The sequence below is a fragment of the Candidatus Eisenbacteria bacterium genome (assembly GCA_030017955.1).
Taxonomy (GTDB): domain Bacteria; phylum Eisenbacteria; class RBG-16-71-46; order JASEGR01; family JASEGR01; genus JASEGR01.
The window spans coordinates 1-23,888 of sequence record JASEGR010000013.1 but is presented as its reverse complement, the minus strand read 5'-3'; the positions used below and the strand labels follow the sequence as shown (position 1 = coordinate 23,888).

20 protein-coding genes are annotated in these 23,888 nt (G+C 52.1%); 1 reads left to right on the top strand and 19 read right to left on the bottom strand.

All coding sequences use genetic code 11. The annotated features are described in order from the left end of the window. The 19 genes from QME66_03150 to QME66_03060 all read right to left on the bottom strand — a co-directional run bounded on the left by QME66_03150 (position 1) and on the right by QME66_03060 (position 23,473). Positions 1-2,337: an endonuclease MutS2 gene (locus QME66_03150; protein ID MDI6807967.1), complete on the bottom strand. Its 2,337-nt coding sequence runs from the start codon at positions 2,335-2,337 to the stop codon at positions 1-3. Positions 2,338-2,572: 235 nt separating this feature from the next. Continuing rightward, entirely contained in the window at positions 2,573-2,767 is a 195-nt protein-coding gene (gene rpsU / locus QME66_03145) for a 30S ribosomal protein S21 (GenBank protein ID MDI6807966.1), read from the bottom strand. A 564-nt stretch (positions 2,768-3,331) separates the two neighbouring features. Then, positions 3,332-4,111: an RsmE family RNA methyltransferase gene (locus QME66_03140; GenBank protein MDI6807965.1), complete on the bottom strand. Its 780-nt coding sequence runs from the start codon at positions 4,109-4,111 to the stop codon at positions 3,332-3,334. Then, entirely contained in the window at positions 4,086-5,261 is a 1,176-nt protein-coding gene (gene dnaJ / locus QME66_03135) for a molecular chaperone DnaJ (protein ID MDI6807964.1), read from the bottom strand. The genes QME66_03140 and dnaJ overlap by 26 nt, the downstream gene beginning before the upstream one ends. 8 nt (positions 5,262-5,269) lie before the next feature. Beyond that, the gene (locus QME66_03130; protein ID MDI6807963.1) at positions 5,270-5,827 is read right to left on the bottom strand and encodes a nucleotide exchange factor GrpE; all 558 of its coding nucleotides are present in this window, start codon (positions 5,825-5,827) and stop codon (positions 5,270-5,272) included. A 268-nt stretch (positions 5,828-6,095) separates the two neighbouring features. Then, positions 6,096-8,543, bottom strand: a complete 2,448-nt coding sequence (locus tag QME66_03125; protein ID MDI6807962.1) for a hypothetical protein — start codon at positions 8,541-8,543, stop codon at positions 6,096-6,098. Further along, complete coding sequence (locus QME66_03120) at positions 8,540-10,942, bottom strand: hypothetical protein (protein MDI6807961.1); 2,403 nt, start codon at positions 10,940-10,942, stop codon at positions 8,540-8,542. The genes QME66_03125 and QME66_03120 overlap by 4 nt, the downstream gene beginning before the upstream one ends. Positions 10,943-11,171: 229 nt before the next feature. Next, positions 11,172-11,825 (bottom strand): hypothetical protein, encoded by a 654-nt coding sequence (locus QME66_03115; GenBank protein ID MDI6807960.1) that lies wholly within the window; start codon positions 11,823-11,825, stop codon positions 11,172-11,174. 241 nt (positions 11,826-12,066) lie between these two features. Then, complete coding sequence (locus tag QME66_03110) at positions 12,067-12,657, bottom strand: hypothetical protein (protein ID MDI6807959.1); 591 nt, start codon at positions 12,655-12,657, stop codon at positions 12,067-12,069. Positions 12,658-12,998: 341 nt separating this feature from the next. After that, positions 12,999-13,967: an ATP-binding cassette domain-containing protein gene (locus QME66_03105; protein MDI6807958.1), complete on the bottom strand. Its 969-nt coding sequence runs from the start codon at positions 13,965-13,967 to the stop codon at positions 12,999-13,001. Next, a complete protein-coding gene (locus QME66_03100; protein ID MDI6807957.1) occupies positions 13,964-14,932 on the bottom strand; it encodes an ABC transporter ATP-binding protein in 969 nt (322 codons plus the stop codon). The genes QME66_03105 and QME66_03100 overlap by 4 nt, the downstream gene beginning before the upstream one ends. 18 nt (positions 14,933-14,950) lie before the next feature. Then, a complete protein-coding gene (locus QME66_03095) occupies positions 14,951-16,108 on the bottom strand; it encodes an ABC transporter permease (protein ID MDI6807956.1) in 1,158 nt (385 codons plus the stop codon). Beyond that, entirely contained in the window at positions 16,101-17,069 is a 969-nt protein-coding gene (locus tag QME66_03090) for an ABC transporter permease (protein MDI6807955.1), read from the bottom strand. The genes QME66_03095 and QME66_03090 overlap by 8 nt, the downstream gene beginning before the upstream one ends. A 257-nt stretch (positions 17,070-17,326) precedes the next feature. Beyond that, positions 17,327-19,132, bottom strand: a complete 1,806-nt coding sequence (locus tag QME66_03085; protein ID MDI6807954.1) for an ABC transporter substrate-binding protein — start codon at positions 19,130-19,132, stop codon at positions 17,327-17,329. Between the two features lie 186 nt (positions 19,133-19,318). Then, on the bottom strand, positions 19,319-20,071 hold the full coding sequence (locus tag QME66_03080; protein ID MDI6807953.1) for a lipoate--protein ligase family protein: 753 nt from the start codon (positions 20,069-20,071) through the stop codon (positions 19,319-19,321). Positions 20,072-20,136: 65 nt separating this feature from the next. After that, positions 20,137-20,745, bottom strand: a complete 609-nt coding sequence (locus QME66_03075; GenBank protein MDI6807952.1) for a hypothetical protein — start codon at positions 20,743-20,745, stop codon at positions 20,137-20,139. A gap of 21 nt (positions 20,746-20,766) precedes the next feature. Beyond that, positions 20,767-21,648, bottom strand: a complete 882-nt coding sequence (locus tag QME66_03070; GenBank protein ID MDI6807951.1) for a hypothetical protein — start codon at positions 21,646-21,648, stop codon at positions 20,767-20,769. Positions 21,649-21,726: 78 nt separating this feature from the next. Further along, positions 21,727-22,365 carry a hypothetical protein gene (locus QME66_03065; protein MDI6807950.1) on the bottom strand — a complete coding sequence of 213 codons (639 nt, stop codon included), beginning with the start codon at positions 22,363-22,365 and terminating at the stop codon, positions 21,727-21,729. A gap of 31 nt (positions 22,366-22,396) precedes the next feature. Further along, the gene (locus QME66_03060; GenBank protein MDI6807949.1) at positions 22,397-23,473 is read right to left on the bottom strand and encodes a fibronectin type III domain-containing protein; all 1,077 of its coding nucleotides are present in this window, start codon (positions 23,471-23,473) and stop codon (positions 22,397-22,399) included. On the opposite strand from QME66_03060, the gene QME66_03055 reads away from it, so the two are divergent. Further along, on the top strand, positions 23,472-23,738 hold the full coding sequence (locus QME66_03055; protein MDI6807948.1) for a hypothetical protein: 267 nt from the start codon (positions 23,472-23,474) through the stop codon (positions 23,736-23,738). The genes QME66_03060 and QME66_03055 overlap by 2 nt on opposite strands. Positions 23,739-23,888: the final 150 nt, after the last annotated feature.

Here is a 23,888-nt window from a genome sequence, read left to right as displayed (position 1 = left end):
TCACTTCACCAGAACGATAGTGACTCCTTTTCCGCCATCTCTGATCTCAGCATCTCTTATCTCTTTCACTGAGGGGTGACTCTTGAGCATGTCTGAGATCGTTTTCTTCAGGATTCCTTTTCCTATGCCGTGAATTATTCTTATCTCGTCTTTTCCTTGAAGAAGGGCGGTGTCGAGAGCCCTGTCAACTTCACTCATTGCCTCGTCCACCCTCATGCCCCTCACGTCAACAGTCCCGCTTGAAGTTCTGTCTTCGCTCTTTGTCACTGTAACGTGAGGCCTTGCCCTGCCGTCATCGGTCCCAATCGTCCGGAGAGCGTCAACCGGGACTTTGATTCTTATGCCGTCTTTCTCAATCGAAACCCTGCCGTGAGAATCCGGAGATCCGACAATTGTGCCCTCCCAGTCAATTCCAAGCACCCTTACGTTTGTACCAGGTTTCAGGTTCACAGGTTCCTTACGGTTTTCCTGAAGGAAAAGAGGCTCTTCAAGCTCACGCTCACGTTCCTCAAGCGACCGCTTCGTCTTTTCTGTCTCGGCAAGTCCGAGGTCGTTCTTCTTCGCCAGCCTTCTTGCTTCTTCAAGAACCCTTCTTGTCTCAGAAAGCATGGCCCGCGCTTCTTCCCTGGCTTTTCTCTTCACGGTTCTGGCCTCGGATTCAGAAAGGGCGATTTTTTCTTCATAGGTCTTCCGCAAGGATTCCGCCTCTTCTCTTTCCTTTCTCGCGGAGTCCTTCTCTCTCTCGAGTCCGGAAGAAAGCGAGTCAAGTTCTTCGAGCACGGTCTCCAGTTTCACCTTTTCTTTCCCGAGAAGCTCGTAGGCCCGGTCCACGATTGCTTTCCTGAGCCCTAGTCTCCTTGCCGTCGCTATGGCCCTGCTCTGGCCGGGAATTCCGGCCTTCAGTCTGAACTGCGGCTCCTCTGTCGCGGAGTCAAACTCCATGCAAGCGTTCTCAATTTCTTTTACGGCCGATGCAAATAGTTTCAACTCGCCGAGGTGAGTCGTCGCAATGACAAATGATTTCCTGGAAGCAAGGTGCTCAAGAACAGCCATGGCTATGGCGCCGCCCTCTGAAGGGTCGGTCCCCAGACCGATCTCATCAAGAAGCACGAGAGTCGAGCTGTCTGCACGCTCGACGATCTCAGTTATCTGCTTCAAGTGGGAAGAAAAAGTGCTGAGACTGGCCTCTATGGATTGTTCGTCTCCTATGTCGGCCAGGATGTCGCTGAAGAACGGAAGCTCACTCCCGTCTCCCGCCGGAATGGGAAGCCCGGACATGCTCATCGCAGAAAGAAGCCCGATTGTCTTCAGCGCAACGGTCTTTCCACCGGCATTCGGACCTGAGATCAGAAGAATACTCTTTCCGTCACCGAGTTCGAGATCAAGCGGAACGACTTCACCGGGAGATTGAACAGACAGTAACAGAGGATGACGGAAGCTCCTTATCCGGAGCCTCGGCTCATCCGCAAATCTGATGGGCCTGGAATCCCACCTGCGGGCGAGCTCCGCCTTTCCCCGAAGCAGGGCGAGATGGGAAACGAGCTCCACATTGCCCAGAATTGGCTCAAGCTGCTCTCCGACAACTGAACTCAACTCAATCAGAATCCGCTCCTCCTCGTCCCTCTCCTGCGCCCTCAGCTCGATGAGCCTGTTATTATGTTCGACGACACTCAGGGGTTCGACAAAGAATGTCATACCGCTCTGCGAACGATCGTGGACGATACCCTTTCCCTTGGGAGATCTGTCTCCCCTTACCGGTATCACGTACCTCTCACTCCGGATCGTGATGCCGGAATCATCGCCCTGTTTCGCACTCTCTCCCACCTCTTTCTTCAGTGTTGAGAGAATTCTCTCCCTCTGCTTTGTTATCTCACTTCTGATTCTCCTCAACTCCCGTGAGGCACTGTCTGAGATCGTGAAAGATGGTTCTATCGCCGAAAAGATCTTTTTCTCTATCTCGTCAGTCTGACGAAGTTCTGACGCGAGATGCCAGACTCTCGGGAATTCCTTTTTCCGTGTTTCAAAAAAGGCCTTGGCAACCCGCACGCCTTTTTGGAATTCGGCAACCTCAAAAAGCGCCCGCGGTTCAAGCCTTCCGCCAACTTTCACCTTCTGCAAAGATCCGCCCGGGTCGGGGAGAGAGAATGAAGGAGAGTCATACAACGAAAGTAGGTCTGAGTAAGACTGCACAAGCCCCAGCTCTTCCTCTGCCGCGTTCCTGCTGTCGAACGGTACAAGGGCAAGGGCTCGCTCCCTGGCAGGTTCAAAACGTATTCTCTCCAAAAGAAGCGTCTTTACCTTGTCTAGCTCAAGGACTTTCAGCGAGTGTGCATCCACCTCTTAGAGAGAGCCCCTCGAAATAGAAATAAGGAAAAGGGCACACTCGTCAGAAACAGGATTCACAAACAGTTCTCCCTCCCGACAAAATTTGCCCTGGAAAAATACGTAAGATGGAGACCGCACCCCGGAGAAGACCTAATAAGCCGAAACAGCACCGGGAAAGGATACAACCCTGGGAGCAAGACCAGCCGGTTCTCTAAATCCTATTCCGCGACCTAAGTTTGGTTTTCCTCTACTCTTCCTCGAACTGCCTCGCGGTCAGTTTTCTCTTGGCAGCATTCAGCTTTCTCTTTTTTCGCTCGCTTGGTTTTTCGAAGTGTTGATGCCGCCTTAGGTCAGCTAGAATTCCCGCCTTTTCGCATTTCTTTTTGAAACGCCGGAGAGCACTTTCAAAGGATTCGTTCTCCTTTACTCTCACACCTGCCATTAATTTTTTCACCCCCAAAACGAGATTTTTTCAAATAATGTATCACGCTCCTAACTAGTTACGTAAACACCCCTTGGGTCAGGAACAAAGACTACCTGTATCAAACCGTACCAAAAAGTATACATGACCCCTTTTGGCCTGTCAAGAGTCTAATTTCCCCCTGCCCGCCTCACGCAGCCCCCGCGCGACACTTTTCGCCCCGGCTGACTCTTATCCGCTTTTCTTCCAATGAGTTAGCCTGCACGGCACCCATCTCCAAGCGATGGGCTGTGATCGGCGAATGAGCGTTTCGCTGACTCTGCTCCGGGATGCCCCGTCTAGGGCTCGCCAGGCGGGGAATCCTTGCCCCTCCCAGCCTGTCACTCTTCGAGATGTCCTTTCCCTCCTGCCGAAAATGTCGATCCTTCTCAGACTCGCTCACTCGAATTTGCGAACTCGGGCTTCGGTCTCAAACAGCGCAAATTCGCCCCTTTCGGGGTCGCTCCCTCGTCCAAGAAGGGAGTCCAGAAATTTTCAGAAGGTCGGCTCAAGGACATCTCCAGGGCTACCCGCTACCTGGCCTCATCACCGCGGCCCACCCGAGCATTGCACACTGCAAGCGACCATCCCCACGGACAGGATGGATGCGGTCTCCGAACGCAGTCTCCTCTTTCCGAGCGAAAAGGGAATTGCTCCCTTATCGGCTAAAGAGCGGCGTTCCCCATCCGAAAATCCACCCTCAGGCCCGATGATGATGAGTATTTTTGTCTTCTCTCCCGGGGTCATGGGGAGGCCAGCTACGGTTGAAACATCGGCCTTTTCGTCAGCAAAGAATGCCTTCTCAAAATTCCTGATTGAGTCAACAACCTGTCCGAATTCCTTCACGTCCGAGAACTCAGGAAGCACGCACCCGAGAGACTGCTTAAGAGCGCTCTCAGAGATTCTTTTCCATCTGGCAAGCTTCTCCCGGCCTGGCTGTCCGCGAGCGCCCACGGAAGATTTCGGACTAAGATAAGGCATGAAGCCTGCGACACCGAGCTCGGTACATTTCTCTATGACAAAGTCCATCCTTCCCGATCTGAGGATTGGCTGCGCAAGCCAGATTGCCATATCGTTTTCCCTCTTCGACTTCTCCTTCCCGACGATACTGCACGCTATGCAATTGCGGCGAACCTCTTCAATTGTTGCAAGAAACTCATTCCCGTCGCCGTCAGTCGCCAAAATCCGATCGCCCTTCTTGACACGCAGGGACCTCAGGGCATGAGAAGCTTCACTGCCCGAAAGGAGCAATCTGTCCTTGAAGATCTCTTCCTTCCTTACGAGAAATCTTCCCTTTGTGTCACTCCCCGCTTCTATCAAAGGCATCTTTTACTCTTCCGAATATTCCTTTTCCCGGCTTCGGAGGCGCGGCATCCTCAAGAGCGCCAAGCTCCTCCAGAAGTCTTTTCCCCCTATCACTCAATTTTGCCGGAGTCCACACCACGACTCTCACAAGAATATCTCCTGCCCCTGATTCGCGCAGGTGCGGAATTCCCTTCCCGCGGACTCTTATCATTTTCCCTGACTGTGTTCCTTTTGGAAGTGAAACCGGCACCGGACCTGAAAGAGTCGGCACTTGAACTTCTCTCCCCAACGCCGCATCGGAGACGCTCACAGGAAGCACGCAGATGAGGTCATCTCCGTGCCTCTCAAAAACATTGTGTGGCTTTTCCTCGATGAAGACGTTGAGATCTCCGGTCCCTCCGCCTCTTAGGCCCGCATGTCCCCGCCCCCTTACGGGAATGTAGTTACCCGGTGAAACACCCTTCGGGATTTTTACTGCTATCGTCTCTGTTTTCTTGACCCTGCCCTCACCGCGGCAGACATCACATGCACTCTCAAGAATCTCCCCTTCGCCGTGACAGTTGTCGCACGTCGTAACGCTTACGAACTGCCCAAAGAACTGTCTTGTCACCCTTCTCACTTCTCCGCTTCCGCCGCATTTGGGACAGGTCCGCGTGGAAGAACCCGGCTTCCCGCCTGTTCCCTTGCACGTATCGCAACTCGTCCACCTTTTCAGTTTTATCTTCTTCTCGACTCCGGATGCTATCTCTTCAAGTGATAGTCTTATGGAGATATCTATGTCGGCGCCCCTTCTACTATGAGCACGTGTCCTGGTGGAACCTGTACGCGGAGTCCCGAAGAAATCGCCGAATCCACCGAGGTCTCCGAAACTCTCCATGAAGACCCTTAGTGCATCTGAAAGATCAAAATGGCTGAATCCGCCAAACCCCGGCTGGGAGGCACCGACCCTCATTCCTTCCCTTCCGTACCTGTTATAGATGGAACGTTTCTCCTGGTCCCTCAAGACCTCGTAGGCCTCGGTCGCCTCCTTGAATTTTTCTTCTGCTTCTTTGTTCCCGGGATTTCTGTCAGGGTGATACTTGAGCGCAAGCTGCCTGTAGGATTTCTTTATCTCGTCTTCAGTTGCAGTTCGCGGGACACCGAGGACTTCGTAGTAGTCTCTTTCCGCCATCTTCTTTCCTACTTCGCCACCTTCACTTTGGCAGGCCTGAGGAGCTTATCGCCCAGTACATATCCTTTTCTCATGACTTCTGCCACACTGCCGGGCTCAAACCCGCTGTCATTCACTTCCATCACAGCTTCACAAAGAAGCGGATCAAATTCCTTCCCCAGAGCATCTATTTCAGCCACTCCTTCAGACTGAAGAATTCTTTTGAGCCTAGAGAGAACGAGAGCGAGCCCTTCTCTGATGCCTGAGTCCTTGTTCTCTTCGGGCCTGGGCGCCCCTTCTGCGCCGGCATTGGCCGTCTCTTCTCCATCCGCGCTAACCGCCCCTTGTCCCTCCGCATTGACCACCGACAGGCCTAGCTCCAGGCCGTCAATAACATCAAGAAGCTCAAGGATCAGTTTCTCATTGGCAAGACGCACAATGGTCCGTATCTCTTTCTCTTTTCTTTTCCTGAAATTGTCATAATCCGCAACCGCCCTCAGCCACATGTCGTGCTTCCCCAGAACCTCGCTCTCCTTCTCCTTCAATTTCCCCTGAAGCTCGACAATCTCCTTTTTGAGCCGTGAGATTTCTTTTCTCTTTGAATGACGGCGTATCTTGTGCCCGGCCTCAGGCTCTTCAATTTCGTGCGGCTCGCCGGCGTTCTCTCCAACTCCATCATCCCGGCGGCCAACCCCGGGATCAGAGAGCTTCTCGTTGTCGCCTTCCGGATCCCTTCTCAGACTTCACCCCCCTTTCACTCCTTCTTTCACACTCCTCGCACTAGTATTCTATCTCCGTTGGCATGTTCTTGTCCATACTACGGGATGCGGGGCTGCACAACACCTTTGATGCATGTTATTTCTTGAGCAGAAATCTCAGGAGGGAGAATTCGAGGTCGTAGAGCTTTCTCTGCGCAGGCGTAGGCAGCGCACTGGAACCCCCCAGGGTCTCGGTGGCAAAGTTGGACGAAGCGTTGAAAACGACGATCTTTCCTTCGCCAAATGTGCTGTATGATGCGACCGGGTTTCCATTCGAGAGAGTGAACAGAGGTTTCCCCCCCTCCACCATGCCTGCATTAGACAGCGTTGCGATTTCCCTGCGGGTCGAATCGAAACAGGCAGATGACGCGACCGTGAGGGTATCCGTCTTCATCAGGAACGGCCCGATAAGCTCATTCCCGGTGGATGCCCAGTTCCGGGGACTGTCAAGCAAGAGGAGTCTTCCTCCTTTTCTCACGAACTCCGTCATCTCATCAACTTCCTCAATTGCAAATCTCTTTATGGGATTGATTACGACTACTATGTCTCCCTTGCGGAGGGCATCACTGAAACTCTTCTCAAGGCTTGGAACAAGCCCGAGCCGCTGGGTCCACGTATAGAACGTGTGGAAGCTCAGTCTTTGATCCCATTCCAGGGAATAGACGGGCAGGGTGAACCTGGAGTGCTCCCAGTCAAATGCCACCTTCGTAAATCCTGTGTGCGGTGCCGGATCTTTGTATGAAGCTAAGTTTCCGGATGCAAAGATTCTCGCTCCAAGTCCGAATCCAATTAGCCCGGCAACTGCAAGAATCGCAGCCCAGTTCTCGATTCTCTTCTTTCTCAGAACGAGGAGTCCAAAGCCCAGACTCGCGAGCCCCAGAACCAGAAGAAGCGGATTGAGGAAACCAAACCTGTTCTCCCTGTTAAGCCATTCCATTGTGCCGAGAATCAGCTCCGGCTTCCCGGGGATGAACATGAAGAAATTCGACCAGACGGTGGAATCGGTGTATCCAAGCACTCTCCCTTTCCCTATCTTAGTCCCCGCCGCCTGAATGAAAAGACCGAAGTCATAATTCTGCTCTTTACTGGCATCTGCGAAGTAACTTGTTCTTGAGTAGTCGAGACGAACTGCTCTCAATCCGTAGCCAATGATCACTTTGTCAGAGAACATTGGAGCATCCATGCTGCATGATGTCGCAAACAGATAAGTTGGAACCCTCTGTACTACAGGATGAGGAAGCAGGGAAGGCCTGTTGTAAACAGAGAGACTAAGACTCCTGAGGTCATACGTGGCATCGTAGTTGAACCTGAGGCCGAACCTCTCCGCAAGCGGATTCGCGAATGTGCTCGAGCCGAAAACGTTTGTGTGATCCCCGTCCAGGAAAAGTCCGCCGCCCGCTCTCACGAACTTCTCAATCGCATCAATCTCACGATTGGAGAAAGGTCTGGTCGGAGTCTTTATGAAGAGAATATCGTAGTTCGAAAGAAGGCTCTCGGTTATTGAATCCATTCCTGCATCAACCTTGTAGAAATGATTGAGGTAATCCCGCAAACAATAGTAGTTGTAGCCGGATTTCCCTCCATACCACTCCGTATCGAACTTCTGGGTTGTCCATTCCCAGTCGCTGTGCCCTTCGTCTATCAGGATTCGGCCCTGCTTCTGCACACCGGGATCCCCAAACCCGGCAAATCCTGCGAGGAACATTCCTGAGAGAAAGGCCAGGAGCAAAAAGATAGAAGCTGGGAGCACTCCATTTTTCCTGCCGCCGCTACCTTTGGCCACCGGTTCAGATGTTAACACGGATGGGAAGATAGAAAGGAAGAGCGGGAGGGGAAGAGTGCTCAGGATGAGCGGGGCTCGCATCCAGAATATCGAGGATTTTCCGCCCTGAAGGAACGCAAGGGAAAGGGCAACAAATCTCACGAAGATGAAACCAAGTGTGATAAGTGTGAGGTAGGAGTATGTTCTTCCCTTGGCTCTGATGAAGTAGAGAAACGACACCGCGGAGGCATAGAAGAGAAGAATCGGGAAAAGTCCAAGTTTCTCAACGGAAACATTGAGTTCCCTTATTCCATCGACGGCCGGTAAGACTATCGTGCCATTTGTGAGAGCGGCGCCGTGAGCGAAAAGTTTGATCACAGCATAGAAAATTGGTGAAAAGAAACTCTGACCTTGAAAATGAGGAGACTTCAAATAGTAGATTCCAGTCAGCAGCGCGGCAAGGAAGAGAGCGAAACCGGAAACAAAAAAGCAGTTCCCCAGCGCCTTCGGGACGGAATGCCTCCTGAACAGATAGAGAACCCCGGCAGCAAAAAGCAAAACTCCCGAAACCGAGTAGGGCCAGTGGAAAAGGAATACATTCAATATTCCAAGAAGAAGGATCAGCGATCCCTTCGGCTTCTCGTGCCTAAGGGCGGGGTAGAGAATCAAGCTTCCAATAATGATAGGCCAGAGCCACCAGTGCGAGCTCCTTGTGTACACATCCAGCGAAACAAACCAGCCAATCGATACTAGATAGATTCCAATCCAGGCGAGTCTCTTCATCGCTCTCTCGCAAGCTCTTCCATCAGTCTTTTCAAGAAGAATATGTTGTTAACGTTTACCTCACTGTATTTCTCAAGATTCTTGCCGAGGAGAAAACCCGAGTCTCCTATTACGACTAGCCTTCCTCTTCCAGCATTCTTCTCAACCACAACCGGGTATCCCCATTTCGAAACGACTGACTTGCACTTACCGTCGCAATGGACGGGCCATGCCTCGTTGAATTGAATCGTTTCGCCGGACACCTCTGTTTCAAGATGTGCAAGCGGGATGCCAAGTATCTCAATGCCAAATCTGGATAGAAGCTCCCTTGAAGGTTCGCTTTCCTCATAGCCGACGGCCATAAGAAGCCTGCCGCCGCCTCTAACAAACTCTTCCACCGCGTCAATCTCGCCGTTTGAGTATTTTCTCGCGGGAGCCACGACAACGAGGAGTTTCGCGCGGCCAAGTTTCTCCTTCGATAGCTTCTCAACTGTGAAAGGCAGAAGGCCGTTTCTCATGATGTTGTATTCGAGGCCCCCAACCGAATTGTCGTACCAGCCAAGCTGGTCAAACCTGTTTGCATGTCCAATGTCAATGAGGGCAAGATTCGGGGCAGTCTCCCCTGTTGCATAGTCACGGGTAACTGCGCGGCCGACCAACTGCCCGAATGCCAATGAAGCGAGGAGCCCCGCGCCCAGAAGAGCTTTGGGCGAAAGAAGTGCAAGCGCAAGGATCGAAATGAGGACTATCGAGACAACCTTGAACGGAAAAAGATCAACGGTTCTTCTGTGCGTGAGCCAGCCGAAGACTCTCTGAACGTAAGCATGCGCCGTGACCAGCGCACCGTTTTGAAAAGGAGATGTGTCACCATAGACAAGGATCTTCCCCTTGCCGAACTTTGTCCATGCAACGAGTGGAATGTCACCAAGCTTCTCACCGGGATTATGTTTCCGGTCTCCAAGAAAGGCCGTGCCGAAATTTGACGGGTCACCCAGATCCGCGTAACCATACATCGCAACCGTCTGATATCTGGCAGGCGGTTTCACCGATAACGAAGCGCCGACCCAAATCTGAAGCTCATCGTCACTTGTGAGATTCTTGTTTGCAGGATTGGGCCAGAGTCTCAAGGCATCGGTCCATCCTTGACTGAAAAAACTCGCGCTGTCGAAGTTGAACCTGATACCGGTCGGGCCCAGAAGATCATTGAAGGGGCCCCTTATCCCCATGACACCCGTGTGATCACCAAGAAGGAGAAGGCTCCCGCCGTCCCTGACATAGTCGAGGATGGCTTTCTTCTCACTTTCATTGAAGTACCTGATCAGATTTATGACGACGAGACACCCGGCGCCTCTGAGATGCTCCTTGTCCAGCTTGTCTCCCTTCTCAGGACCGTACCCGGTGACTTTCAGGAACGTTGGAAGATTCCCGAACATGCCCCCACTCTTTCCTCCGAAGCTAGTAAAATCAGGCGTTCTCCAGTTGAGATAGCCGTAGTCAAAGAGAACTACTCTTTTCGGACCATCCCTTTCAAAGTCCGGAAGAGACACAATTGTCGAAAGAACGAGAAGCAGAACGAAAACAACAGCTGTCTTCTTGGAGAACCATCCTTTTGGAATGAATCGTTCAGGAGTGTTCGCTTCGCTCGTCTCGGAGCCTTGAACCGAGGCTCGCGAAACTGCCTCTTGCCCCGCGAGGCAATCGTCTCTGGCAAGCACAACACAAAGCGGCAGCAGGTAAAGAGCGAAATAGATTAGCTGGGGATTCAGATATATGAGGTCAAGTGAAGGGAACCTTTGCTTTATGAATATCGCGATAGGGTCAAGGATCATGAGTCCGAAGCAGGCAGTAATCGCATAGAGGAAGAAATATCCAACAGCTCTTACGAGACCTCCACTTTTTGTTGAACGCAAGAAAAGAATTGAGAAAACAAGAAACGAAAGAAAAATCCCGAACCCGGTCGAGATCGGGCCGAACAGGTATTCTGCGCCACAGAGAGAACCGACAGACTTGGAGAAGGATTCTGATGCCTTGTCAAGGTAGTAGTACGCAGTGGGGAACTCGTCTGTAACGATTCTTCCAAACGCAAGAAAGGCAAGAAGAGTTAAGAGGGAAACAAGCTCAGCACTCTCCCTCCCCACTCTCCTCGAAACTCCTATGAGAAAAAGCGTGGACACGCCGAGAGCAATAAAGAACAGCCCGGGCACACCTGTCCCGCCTGCCAGGAGGACAAGTAGAGGAATGACAAAGTATCCGAGCCTCAGTTTTCCCGAAAGCCGAGCCCAGGGAATTCCCGATGAAAAATAGAAGATTAGCGCGGAGAGGACAGCCAGAAAGTGGGTGAAAGGGCGCACAAAGTATCCCATCCAGCCCAATGTGAAACAGACTGCAAGAATGAAAAACGGGATGGAAACTCTTCTCACAGAGTATATCCTCCCTGTTGGAACCGTCTCTGCCGGAGCGCAATCCATGTCCGATCAGAATAGCACTCGACAAATTGCGAGGCAAGCAAGAAATCGGATGTCTGATACGGCCACGGGTGAGTCAGTTCCAAGACACACCTTCTCCTGAAGTCCGAGAACGACTGAAGGGGTCGGGAACGAGTCCCAACCCCTTCGACACCTTTCCTTTTATGCCGAATCCCAGCTCTTCTTACTTGAACCTGGCCTTAACACTTCCCCATGAGGTCCTGTCAGAGGGTGTAGGGCCGCAGGCAGGATTGCCAATCTGCTCGCAGGTTGGCCAGCCGTTGAGCGTGTTGGCCTTGCACTCGGGAGTACCGTTACATGTGTAGGAACCATCTTGCGTGAAGTAACAGCCCGCCCCTTTGTCGCACGTTGGATTTCCGTCACAAGTCAGACCGGGCTCGCTACATGTGCTGTTCCAACACGTCCATGACCCGTTACACGTCGGGCTTGCATCACATGTCGCTCTGCCGTCGCACGTGTAATACTGGGTGCACGTTACCGCGGCATTACATGTTGGCGACAGTCCATCGCACGTGGATGCCTGTTCGTACGTGAAGTAACACATGTCAGTGGTGAATTCCTGGCACCTCGGATCACCCGGATCACAGGTGAGAGGATCAGTCGTTGGAGCTAAAGCAGCCTTTCCTTTTGCCTCCGCAACCTGTACGCCGGTCGTTGCTGCCGAAGTCACTCCCTCAAGGGTTTTCACTGCGGCGCTAAGTGCAACCGAAAAAGCAGGAGAACTCCTCTCAGGAAGAGCCGGCTTGGCGCCACCCGAGAAGTGGGCAATAAACCCACAGAGAAAAAGAACTGAAAGTACAGCAGTAACCTTTTTCATTGCATTTCACCTCCCCGTTCCCGGCATCCTGATGCTATTGCACGTCACGCGCAGGCAGGATCTGACCACCGAACCAACGTGCTGTCCCGGTGATCGCCCCCTCTATCCCATCACACAACATTATGGGCACAAGGCTCCATATCCGTCTGGCTTCAGGTTTCTCATCAGAGCACAAAAGGGGCAGGACTGCACCCGCCCCCTTCCATGACATCTCCAGATTCAGAGCCAGGTTTCGTTCCGGCTATTTGAATCTGGCTTTGAGATTTCCCCACGTTGTCTTGTCCGTCGGACTTGGCGCACACCTGGGATTGCTGAATACGCACGTCGGCCATCCGTTACACGTGTTCGGAGTGCACTCAGGCGTTCCGTTACATGTGTAGCTGCCGTCAGCAGTAAAATTGCAGTTCGGCCCCTTGTCGCATGTGGGCGTTATTCCGTCGCAGGTCAGATTGTCGGCCACACCTGACGGGTTGCATGTACTGTTCCAGCACGTCCATGATCCATCGCAGGTCGGTTCACTCCAGCAAGTATACCTGTCGTCACATGTGTACCACTGCGCGCATGTGGGAGTTTTGCCATCGCACGTTGGAGAGTGACCGTCGCAGGTCGTCGTTTGATCGTAGGTCCAAGAAACTTCTCCCTCTGCCTCCGCAACTCGCACACCCGTTGTTGCAACAGACGTCACTCCCTCCAGCGTCTTCACTGCCGCGTTAAGCGCAAGAGAAAACGCAGGAGAGTCCTTCTCGGTCACCGCCAGCCTTGTGCCGCTTGAAAAATGCACGAGGAAAGCGCTAACCAAGAGGATTGAAAGGATAGTGGCTATCTTCTTCATTCGCATTCACCTCCTTTTCTGAGGAATCCAGACACAGTCATCGTACAAACGATCCGTGCCCGGGAAAAAAAGAAGCCGTCGGATCTTGATCCGCGGCACCTCTTGAATAGTCCTTGGCTGGAGAACTAACAGCGATACAGAAACTAGGGCCTGTTCCGCTTCCGGGCGTAGAAACTGCCGTCCAACGCAAGCGAACCACCTCCCCGCAGGCCGCGCAATGAAATAGGTCTTCTAATTCAAAAGTGATGTTATCATATTCCCAACCTAATGTCAATCAATTTGTTGCAGGTATTCCAGGAGGGGCGGCACGAGGAAATCGTCAAGAGTGGAAGGCAGAACCTTCACTTTTTCAATAGGATGCAGCTTGCGAAATGATCCGGGGATACCTCTTCAAGCGCGGGCGTGACCGTCGAGCAATCGTTGACTGCCTCCGGGCAGCGCGGATGAAAGTGGCATCCTGACGGGGGATTTGCCGGACTCGGAACGTCTCCCTTGAGGATGATTCTTGTGCCCTTTTTTCCCGGAACAGGCACCGGGATCGCGGACATCAGGGCCACAGTGTAGGGATGAAGCGGCTTCCTGTACAGTTCGTCGCTGGACGCGAGTTCCACAATCTTTCCAAGATACATGACTGCAACTCTATTGCTCATGTGCTCAACGATGCGCAGATCATGAGCTATGAAGAGATACGTGAGATTCAGCTCTTTCTGAAGATCCACAAGGAGATTTATTATCTGCGCCTGAATCGAAACATCAAGTGCAGAAACCGGCTCATCGCAGACTATGAACCTGGGGCTGACAGCAAGCGCCCGTGCTATCCCTATCCTCTGTCTTTGACCACCCGAGAATTCATGAGGATAGAGTCTCGCCGCCTGAGGCGCCAGACCCACAAGCTCCAGAAGCTCACCGGTTCTTGTTCTGGCCTCTTCACCTTTCGCCAGCCTGTGGATCTTGAGGGCCTCGCCAATCATCCCGCCCACGGTTATCCTGGGATTCAGGGAGCTGTATGGATCCTGAAAGATCACTTGCATCTCCTTCCTCAGTGCCCTCAACTCCTTTTTCTTCAGCGTCAGCAAGTTCTTTCCGTCGAAAGAGACTTCCCCGGCCGTGGGTTCAAGGAGCCTTAGCACAGTTCTTCCAAGCGTGGTCTTCCCGCAGCCGGACTCACCGACGAGACCCATGGTTTCGCCTTCCCCTATGGCCAGGTCCACGCCGTCAACGGCCTTAACATAGCCCGTGACTCTTGAGAAGATCCCTTTTCTTATGGGGAAATGTTTCTCAAGTCCTTTGATCGTAACCAGCGTCTTCATTCCCTGAGCCAGCATCTTACCCAGTGTCCTTTGGTCACGAGCTTGAGTTCCGGTTCTTCACTGGCACACTTGCCAAATGCATATTTACAGCGCGGATGGAATTTGCAGCCCGTAGGAAAGGAAACCGGATTCGGCACGACTCCAGGTATTACGCTGAGCCTGTCCTTTGTTCCGTCAAGCGGTGGGATTGACTCCAGCAACCCATCCGTGTACGGGTGAAGCGGGGTCTCGAATATCGTCTTCACGTCCGTGAACTCGACGACTTTGCTTGCGTACATTATCGCCACTTCATCTGCAACCTCGGCGATAACTCCCAGGTCATGAGTGATGATGATGAGAGACATGCCGAGTTCCCCTCTCAGCCTTCCGATGAGATCAAGTATCTGCGCTTGAACAGTAACATCGAGTGCAGTCGTCGGCTCATCCGCTATGAGAAGGGCTGGATTGCACGATAGAGCCATGGCAATCATGACCCTTTGTCTCATTCCGCCGCTCAACTGATGAGGGTACTCGTCAACTCTCTGCGCCGGCGCCGGGATTCCGACAAGATTAAGCATCTCGATCGTCTTTGCCCTTGCCTCTTTTTTCCCAAGTTTCTGATGCAGGACCACAGCTTCCTGAATCTGATAGCCGCACGTAAAGACCGGGTTAAGGGACGTCATGGGTTCCTGAAACACCATCGAGATCTCATTTCCCCGTATCTTCCTCATTTCTGACTCCGAGAGTTTCAGGAGATCCTTGTCCTTGAAGATCACCTCTCCTGACTCGATCTTTCCCGGCGGGCTTGGAATGAGCCTGAGAATCGAGAGTGCAGTAACACTCTTCCCGCAGCCGGACTCGCCGACAACGCCCAGAGAAGCGCCTTTTCTGACCGAGAAGCTTACTTCGTCCACCGCCTTCACAACGCCAAGGTCGGTGTGGAAGTAAGTCTTGAGATTCTTCACATCAAGAAGAGCATCCGGCACTTTTCCTCCGTCTTACAATTACCGGCCCTCGACTTTCCTGGGATCAAGAGCATCCCTCAGCCCGTCGCCAAGAAAGTTGAAAGCGAGAACCGTGATGAAGATGAAAAATCCCGGAGCGAGAACCCACGGAAAAGAAGTGAGAACTCTCACGCTTTGAGCGTGCTGGAGCATGTTCCCCCAACTTGCCTGAGGTTCCTGGATCCCGACTCCAAGAAAGCTCAACGCCACTTCTCCGAGGATGTACCCCGGGAGAGATACTGTGGCAGCGACTATAGTGAAACTCATGGTGTTCGGAATTATGTGCCTCATGATTATTCTCAAGTTCCCGGCTCCAAGCGCCATTGCAGCCGTCACGAACTCGTTTGCTTTGAGGGAGAGAACCATTCCTCTGATGACTCGCCCAAGACTCGCCCACCCGATGAAGCTCAGTATGAAGACGATTATGAGGTACATCTTGTCGGAAGGTATGGATGCCGGGAATGCTGCCCTAATGGCAAGGATAAGGTAGAGTCCAGGGACGGACATAAGGATCTCGGAGAAACGCATTGCGAGATTATCAACCACTCCCCCGAAGTAGCCTGATATCCCGCCCACGACCAGCCCGAATGCAAAAGTGACTAGAATTCCAATTACGCCTACAGACAAAGAAATCCTGCCGCCAAAAAGAAGACGCGAGAAAATGTCCCTGCCAAATTGGTCACTGCCCAAAAGAAAAATCCTTGCGTCGCTGTCAACTCCAAAGAGATGCCTCGAGGTTCTGATACCGAAGAAAGAGTACTCTTCCCCTTTTGCGAACAGCTTGATCGGGAAAGTGATTCTTTTGTCTTCCGAGTACTTGGTCCAGCCGGGGTCGCTCAAATAGTATTGATAAACAAAAGGCCTGATGTGGAACTTGCCCTCTTTGTCAACAAAGTGAATTCTTGTCGGAGGATTGTAGAAGAGTGTCCTGTTCTGCGCCTCCATTGAATAGGGTGCAATGAAGGGAGCGAATATGGCGCTCAAGTAGAGGACAATGAGGATACCTGCGCCGGTTAGTGCAAACTTGTTTTTCTTGAAATTCTTCCAGAATATAGCCCACGGGGTATGAGATTTTTCGCTGAGAGTAAGAAGGCTGTCGCTAATGGAAGCAATCTTCTTGCTGCCGAATATTCCTCCCGGAATTTCTGGTTTAGTCATAGGATATTCTCGGGTCGGCAATCGCAAGAAGCAGGTCGGCAATGAGGTTCCCAAGGATCAGAAGGCTCGAAGCCATCATGAGCGCTCCCATGACGAGATACAGATCTCTTGTAAAGAGGGCTTCGATGGTGATTCGTCCCAGGCCTGGCCAGGACATCACTACCTCCACCAGGAAGGCTCCGCTCAGGAGACTCGCAAGGGTATACCCGAATATGGTTATGAGCGGATTGATCGCATTTCTCACCGCATGTTTGTAGACGACCACCCGCTCGCTCAATCCTTTTGCCCTCGCAGTAGTCACATAGTCGGCCCTTAGAACGTCCAGCAGGTTCCCTCTCATCTGCCGCATTCTCGAAGCCATTGGAACTGTCCCGAGAACAAGGGCGGGCAGAAACAGATGTCGAATCAGGTCAACCCCTTTGGAGAACGGAGAGAGATACTCAAAATCCAGGCTTCGCATACCGCCTATGGGAAACCAGCCGGTTGTCGCGGCAAAATAAATCATGAGAAGGGCAAAGAAAACTTCAGGAATGGAAAGACCTATAAAGGCCACGAAGGAGCTAAGCTTGTCAACCCACGTGTACTGCCGGACTGCGGATACGATTCCCAGCGGAATTGCGAGCCCCCACGTGATCAGAGCCGCAGTCCCGGCAAGGAGCAGCGTATTAAGCATGCCGGTCTTGAGGACAGCGAAGACCGGAACCCTGCGCGAGAAAGAATAGCCGAAATCCAGGTGGAGAACGATATTCTTAAGCCAAATGAGGTATTGGACTATGACGGGTTTGTCAAGTCCAAACTCTCTTCTCAGCGTCTCGATTCTTTCTGCAGAGATCGCGGGATTCATCTGCATCGTCGTAAGGAAGTCACCAGGAGCAAGGTTTATGACAATGAAAGAAAGAAGAGAGATACCGAAAAGAAGCGGAATCATGTGAAGGAATCGTTTCAGGATATATGTTTTCATCTGAATTCGCTAGTGTCGTGTCCCGGAAATTCCTTGTCTATGTCTTTGCCCCAGGACACGACACTTTCATAAGGGCTATCGCCCCTCTGACGCTTCGGAATGCTCCTACTCGTCGCATCCCTACGCTGTCACCCCTGAGGGGGTCGGCCACGACCCCCTCATACCCCCTGGCAGTGTGCCTCATGAAAGGCCCTGCATTTCGTAAAGTTACTTCTGGGACGGCACACTGGTTGGACTGGCCTGACGGTCCAGAAATCCTATTTGCCGGAAATAGTTTCCGGCCTCTGGAATATCGTGTGGGCGTTCCAGAGGACCCGCTCCCTCAAGATGCTGGGCTGCAGGTTCCCGAACTTGTTCCTCACGGCGCAGAAGATCATAGGGTTCACAGTGTAGATGAACGGAACATGATCGCTCATGATCGCCTGAACCTGATCATAGACCGCCTTCCTTTGGGAGAACTGGGTCAGTCCGATCTGTGCATTCATGAGGCTGTCTATGACGGCTTCCCATCGTGTGGCGGGTCTGGGCTGTTCAGGATACCAGTTGTGTGTTCTTCCGCTTGACAGAAAAACATTCATCCCGAGGATCGGATCATTGGGGACACCGCTGGTCAGTCCCAGAAGGACCGCATCATAGTCATAGGTCTCATTTATTTTCACAATGAGAGAATTGAACTCAATAGGGCTGAATATGACTTTCATTCCGAGCTTGGTAAGATCTTCCTTTATCAGGTTACCTATCTGGTTCCTCGGATTGTTCCCGGTGTTGGTGAGAAGGGTGAATTCAACAGTATGCCCATCCTTGTCCTCAATGTACCCGTCCCTGTCTCTGTCGATGAACCCCTCCTGTCTCAATATCTCTCTCGCCTTGGCGAGATCGTATGGGTACTTCTTCACATCGGGGTTGTACCAAACCTTGTCGGCGGGAGAGGTCGGACCCCAGATCGGCTCTCCCATGCCAAAATAGACCGTCTTTGCTATGCCTTCCCTGTCTATGGCATGGGCGACTGCCCTTCTGAAGTTCTCATTGGAGAACCACTTGAACTTCACGGGATCGACGTAAGCTTTCCCGTTCCTGGCATTTCTTCCTCCATTCAAGTTAAACCAGAGATGTGACGTTCCGATGTCCAGACCAAGACTATACATGGCGAAGTTGCCCTTCTTCTCAAGAGACTTGAGCACTGCATAGTCTTCCGGCCTCACCGAATCGTGCAAATCAATCTCGCCGCTCTGAAACTTGAGGAGCAATGCATTCAGATCAGGAACAATGACATAGACAAGCTCGTCCAGATAAGGAAGCCTTCGCCCGTCCCTGTCCACCGCCCAAAAGTGAGGATTTCTTTTGAGCACGACCTTCTCGTTGGGCAAATATTCTTTAAGCATGAATGGCCCGCTGCAGACAATCTCGGAGGGAGGAGTCTCATTTCCCCAGGTCGACTCGAATGTCTTATTCTTGAACGCCTGCTCAAGCTTGTGCTTCGGCAGAATTGGAAGGGCCCCGATGACCGATAGGAGTGGGCCGTAAGGCGCATCGAGCGTCAATCTAATCGTCAGACTGTCAATTTCATCTACTTTGAAGGGCTTTCTGTTTACCTGGAGGAGCTCGGCGATCGACGGATGTATGGTGGGATCGTAGGCAATCTGAAAAGAAAAGAGGACGTCGTCCACCGTCAACCTGGCTCCGTCAGACCATCTGAGTCCTTTTCGGAGATGGAATGTCCAAACTCTGTAGTCTGGAGATGCCTCCCATGAGCTCGCCAGGCCGGGCTCTACCTTCTGTAAGTAGTTATTGAAACTCGTGAGCCCTTCAAACATCCTGTTTGTTATCTCGGTGGATGAAGTCTCGTTGGCTGTGATAACGTTGAACGTTTTGGGGCCTGAGATGGTAGCGGCTATTACTCTCCCGCCGTAGCTCCCGGTCACGTCCACAACCTTGGGATCGTCAGGAAGAGGATAGCTGTCCTCGTAAAGCGTACTTGCCCGCTTCTTTCCGCAGCCGGCGAAAAGGACGGCAACCACGGAAAGGAGTGCGAACAATCTGACAAGCGTAGGACTATTTCTCATCTCGGTCCCCCTTGACTCGAGCCGCAAGCCAACATTTGCCAACTGGCAAACAGTGCTAAACACTGGGAGTGATTCTCTCGCTTGTCACTCTCCGCGTTAGCCACCAACCACAATATATTTCGACACAAAACTCACAATCATGAACCACGAAGTATAGTTATCGCTTTTCAGGGGTGTCAACGCAAATCAGGGCTCCGGGGAATCTTCCTTTGCCAGCTTTCGCTCGGCAGAAGTCTCCGGCTGCCTGATTGTCGCCTTCAGGGCGAGCTCGGATGCAACATCCTTGGCGGGAAGAACCTGACCCAGGATTTCGGAACATGCTGCTTTGAAGAGAGACAGCACTTCCTCAGAAGAGACTTTTCTCCCCAGAAGAGATGAAGCAGAAGCTGATCGCTCTCTAATGGAAGAACCTCCTTCCTTGAGAAACTCGACAAGCCTGAGGTGCGAATCTCCAAGCAGTATCGAGCCATGCTGAAGGAAACATCCTTGTCTTACTGCCGCTGCACTCCCGACAATCTTCTTGCCGTCAACAGTGATCTCGCACTTCGATGGTGCCGCAAAGCAGGCTGAATCCCCTCCAGCCGTCACCGTCCTGCCGGGACCAGCGGCAATCTCGGCGCTGAGTCCAAGGAGCTCCAGAGTTCTCTTCAGAAGCAGGGCAATCTTGAGCTGGCTTTCCCTCACCCCCCCGAAGAGGGAGCTCTTCAAGCTTCCGGCAACTGAATAAGTCAGTTCCTCATCGTGCAGGACAGCCCCACCGCCTGTGGGCCTCCTCACGATCTCAATTCCGAGCGCCGTGCACTTTTCAACGTTGAGAATCTCGTGCATCACCTGACCGTACCCAACAGAGATTGTTGGAGCCCGCCAGGAGTACGCCCGTACCGCAGCCTCAAATCTTCCCTCTTGAACGCTCCGGAAGAGCGCCTCGTCGATCGCCATGTTCGCAGCTCCAGAGAGGCGCTTTGTTACAAAGAACGGGATTGGACCAGGCAGGCAGGTGCCGGCTATTTTATGATGGGGAGCCAATCGTGGAAAAGAAATTGAAGCCGTCCTATGAGAAGAGAGATTCTTGACATTACGGTGAAGCCGAATGATGCACCAAACGAGATCATCAGAAACCAGATTCCGAGCTTTGCTATGCCACCGGAGACACCTTTGTGTTCTTTCGAGAAAAAGAAATACCAGAGGCTTGAAATGAGACCTACTATGAGGAGGACATTCTCTATTGTTTTGCCGACACTCCCTCCCCAGAACGGAACCATGTTTGCCTGGATCTGTGCAACAAGATCGCCTTGTGCCGCGCCGATTATTGCCAGCCCGGAGAAAGCGCCGACCATCAACGCAATCGCCCAACGGCTCAGCCATGCGTACTGCTTCGAGAATCTCGTAAACATGAGTACGCCCAATATGAAAACGATGATAAGGGAATATTGGCCGTGGACAAGCGGGGTCCAGAGATTAGGTTTGAAGACATTCTGATATTCCAGGGAGAGGATATATCCCGTTGCTACGCCGACGAAAAGATATTCGGCGAACTTGTAGACCGGATTGTCCCGGTAGAGGAAGCTGAAGACAGCAAGCGTAAGAAATGCTGCAACGGTGTTGACTAGCATTGTCTGGTCAGTTCTCCATTCTCAGGAAGCTTTCACCCGTCCGGTTTTCTTGCTTCCTCCTCCAGCGAAATAGATGATGTTTCCCAGTATGACGAAGATCAGTATCACCACATGGCCGAGAGACTGGGCATCCATCCCCTTGGTAGCATCTGCCGGGTTTCCAATCAGTTTTTCGTATTCTGCTGCGCCTGCCAATCCGCCCATCAGACCGACGAGCTGTCCTGATTGTACATATGGATAAAACTCAGGAGCACTGACCGCGGTGCAGCCTGCCCCGATGGTTATGTGGAATCTTGATTTCACCTGCTGTATCCACTCCTTTGTTCCGGGATAGCCGGCGGAGATGTTAACGATCATGGCCGTGTTGTCAAAGTTGTAAGCGTTTTTCATGATCGGGATCTCACTGACAGGTTTTCCATAATAGTCGGCGGGATAGACACTGTGGAAGCTTTTCCCCAGCTGAACCATCACCGCTTCCCTTCCCTCCTTGAATCCAAGATTCACAAAATCAATTCCGTATTTCTTGCCATACTCTCCCTCTGCCACGATCCCGAAGCCCTCTTCAAGAAGAGGCGGACCGGCGGGCCAGAGGCAAGCGCCTATCACTTTTATGTCCCGCCTGAAAAGGTGTCTCAATGTCGAAATCATCATGGGACGAAGCTCTGCCATTGAGCCCGGATCAAAGTCGGCGGCAAAGTACACGACTGACCCGGGAGGCAGTTTCTCGACGCTGTCGTAGAGACCCTGGACTTCGGGACTCACCCTCACTGGAAGCCAAATCGGGAAAATAAGGGGGACAATCACCGCGATGAAAATCGCAATGAAGATGTAACGTCTGTCGAGCCGTTCAAGTCGCTCCAGTACTGGCAGCTTCAACCCCTCTCTGCCTGTCTTTTTGCTCAACCGCTTGTCCCTTTCTTGTCCATCCTTGACTTGCCCCTTGAACCCTTGAACCCTTGACCCCTCGAACCCTTTCTCTAATCATTCCCCTCCGAGGTAGTTCCTCTCAATGCCAAGGATAATCTTGAGTCCTGTCGAGATTGCCCCCAAAGCCGCCCCGATCATGATTGCCCTTTTGGCAGCAAGATTAGGGACATTCATTATCCAGTCTGAAATTTCCGAGGGCGCTCCTGCAGATCCCAAGATTCCCCCAAGCCACCCCCCGACCGGCACCCTTCCGATCATGACGAGCACGGCAGCCACGGCGAGAAGGCTGGCCTCAAAGCTTCTGATTCTGAAAGCCCTGAAAGCCGCTGATGCAATAAAGAATGCCAGGAGCGAAAACATTGTCGCCTGCATCGGGACGTACACCCCGTTGAAAATGCCGTCGAAGACCGTACCCTCGCCCACCCCGAAGCCGACGCCAAAGAAAGTCATGACAGCAAATCCAATGAGAAGCGGTATGGCGTATCCCCAGTCCTTCTGCTTCCTGAAGACTCTATTTCCGTTGATTCTCACGATGTTTGCTGCGCCAAGCACGTAGGAGAATGCAGTTATGATGATCGTCCACTGCTGAAGGGTCTGGCCGAAGTCCCTTGCCATCGGGTGGGGCACAAAGAACTCGAGGACCATAAAACCGCCAAAAAGAGCAGTTATGAAAAGCGGTATCTCTTTTCTCAAGATGTCTCTCCGCCCGCTATTCTCAGAGACGCTACTGAACTATGAACCATGTCGAAAAACTGTGAATGCCAATGGTCTCAAAGGCACTACCGATAACGAGAAGTATGATAATAAAAAGCTTCATCCAGTCAGAACCTTTGAGCGTCCCAATAAGCTTGGGTTCCTTCGAAAGATAGGCCGTTGCGGCGAAGAACTCTTCGCCGATCAACGTATAGTCGCAGGCGACCACAAAGAATGGAAGCTGGTGGATATTTGCAGTGCCCGCGACCTGGATAGCTCCTGTTGAAGCTCCTGTCTCCGCCAGGATCAATGACTCCGCAAAGAAAGAGCCGAAGAATAGATTCGCAGCAGGTCTTTCTCTTAGCATGATGCCGTCAACCGCTGCAGTAAATGCAAACTGCTCATCGGAAAGGTACCGGATGTTGTCGGCGTTATAGGCATCCGGCCTGCCGGCATCAAGATATCCCTGTCTCACCGTCTCCTCGGCAAGAGGCAGAACAAATGCCCTGCACACGGGAACAATCAGAGGAGTTTCATATTTTGCGACCATTTTAGCAACATTGTTCAGGATAACCATGCTGTAGATTGTCTGAATGTTGTTTGCGTCGTCGATACCCGGAACATAGAGCACAGGCCGTCCCATCTCCGTTGCCCTTCCGATAGCTTCCTCAATGGCCTGGAACCCGGCAATTTTTCTCACAAAAAGAGAAAGGCCCCGCTTCGCTCTTTCCATGAACAATATGACCAGGAGGAAGAACAGGATCAGCATCGAGAGAACGTTGATCCTCCTTGTATTGAACCAGTTTCCCTCTGAACTCGCTGCAGGAGATGGGAAGGATTCAGCTACTCCCCCGGCGTTGTCAACGGCCGAGACCCGATAATAGTATTTGACCCCATCTGCAACTGACGTATCTTCGATGGACTGTAACCCTTTGGGGACCTCGGCAATCTCCTTCCAGCCTTTCTCAACAGCAGATTGCCTGAAGACTTTGTAGTGGGAAACAATCCCTCCTTCAATATCATCAGAGGACTTGTTCCAGGTGGCTGTAATGCTTCTCCCGGCGTCCCCGGGAGTATCTTTGGCAACAACATTCGTTGGAGGCCTCATGGAAGACACCAAGTTCGGAGCCGTCTCAGTCCGGGGTTCCTCAGATTTCACTTTGTCTTGGGCGCTCGCGGACAAGGCAGATAAGATTGAAAAAACCAGGAAGGCAAGGGAAAAACCTGTAGGCACGAGTGAGGTTAGCGAGAGCTTACCCGACCTGATTACCACCCTGTTACTCTCGTCTCGACTCGTCTCCTGGAAGAGGTCCAACGAAGTTCCTTTTGACCCCAGGCTCTTGAACCTGCGACAAACTCAACTGAGAGGTTGACTGACTAGCTCAAAGCTAGCCCGTCACATAAACGAAACTTGAGAAGGTAACCTAGTGTCGTGTCCCGGAAGTTTCTTGTCTATGTCTTTCCCCCAGGACACGACACTTTCATAGGGGCTTCTCGCCCCTCTGACGCTTCAGGATGCTCCT

Bases quoted from the DNA above. Each gene is read 5' to 3' on its own strand.
- rpsU (MDI6807966.1), bottom strand. From the start codon at position 2,767: ATGGCAGGTGTGAGAGTAAAGGAGAACGAATCCTTTGAAAGTGCTCTC.
- QME66_03140 (MDI6807965.1), bottom strand. From the start codon at position 4,111: ATGCCTTTGATAGAAGCGGGGAGTGACACAAAGGGAAGATTTCTCGTA.
- dnaJ (MDI6807964.1), bottom strand. From the start codon at position 5,261: ATGGCGGAAAGAGACTACTACGAAGTCCTCGGTGTCCCGCGAACTGCA.
- QME66_03125 (MDI6807962.1), bottom strand. From the start codon at position 8,543: ATGAAGAGACTCGCCTGGATTGGAATCTATCTAGTATCGATTGGCTGG.
- QME66_03115 (MDI6807960.1), bottom strand. From the start codon at position 11,825: ATGAAAAAGGTTACTGCTGTACTTTCAGTTCTTTTTCTCTGTGGGTTT.
- QME66_03110 (MDI6807959.1), bottom strand. From the start codon at position 12,657: ATGAAGAAGATAGCCACTATCCTTTCAATCCTCTTGGTTAGCGCTTTC.
- QME66_03105 (MDI6807958.1), bottom strand. From the start codon at position 13,967: ATGAAGACGCTGGTTACGATCAAAGGACTTGAGAAACATTTCCCCATA.
- QME66_03095 (MDI6807956.1), bottom strand. From the start codon at position 16,108: ATGACTAAACCAGAAATTCCGGGAGGAATATTCGGCAGCAAGAAGATT.
- QME66_03090 (MDI6807955.1), bottom strand. From the start codon at position 17,069: ATGAAAACATATATCCTGAAACGATTCCTTCACATGATTCCGCTTCTT.
- QME66_03085 (MDI6807954.1), bottom strand. From the start codon at position 19,132: ATGAGAAATAGTCCTACGCTTGTCAGATTGTTCGCACTCCTTTCCGTG.
- QME66_03080 (MDI6807953.1), bottom strand. From the start codon at position 20,071: ATGGCGATCGACGAGGCGCTCTTCCGGAGCGTTCAAGAGGGAAGATTT.
- QME66_03075 (MDI6807952.1), bottom strand. From the start codon at position 20,745: ATGCTAGTCAACACCGTTGCAGCATTTCTTACGCTTGCTGTCTTCAGC.
- QME66_03055 (MDI6807948.1), top strand. From the start codon at position 23,472: ATGGAAGACACCAAGTTCGGAGCCGTCTCAGTCCGGGGTTCCTCAGAT.
- QME66_03060 (MDI6807949.1), bottom strand. From the start codon at position 23,473: ATGAGGCCTCCAACGAATGTTGTTGCCAAAGATACTCCCGGGGACGCC.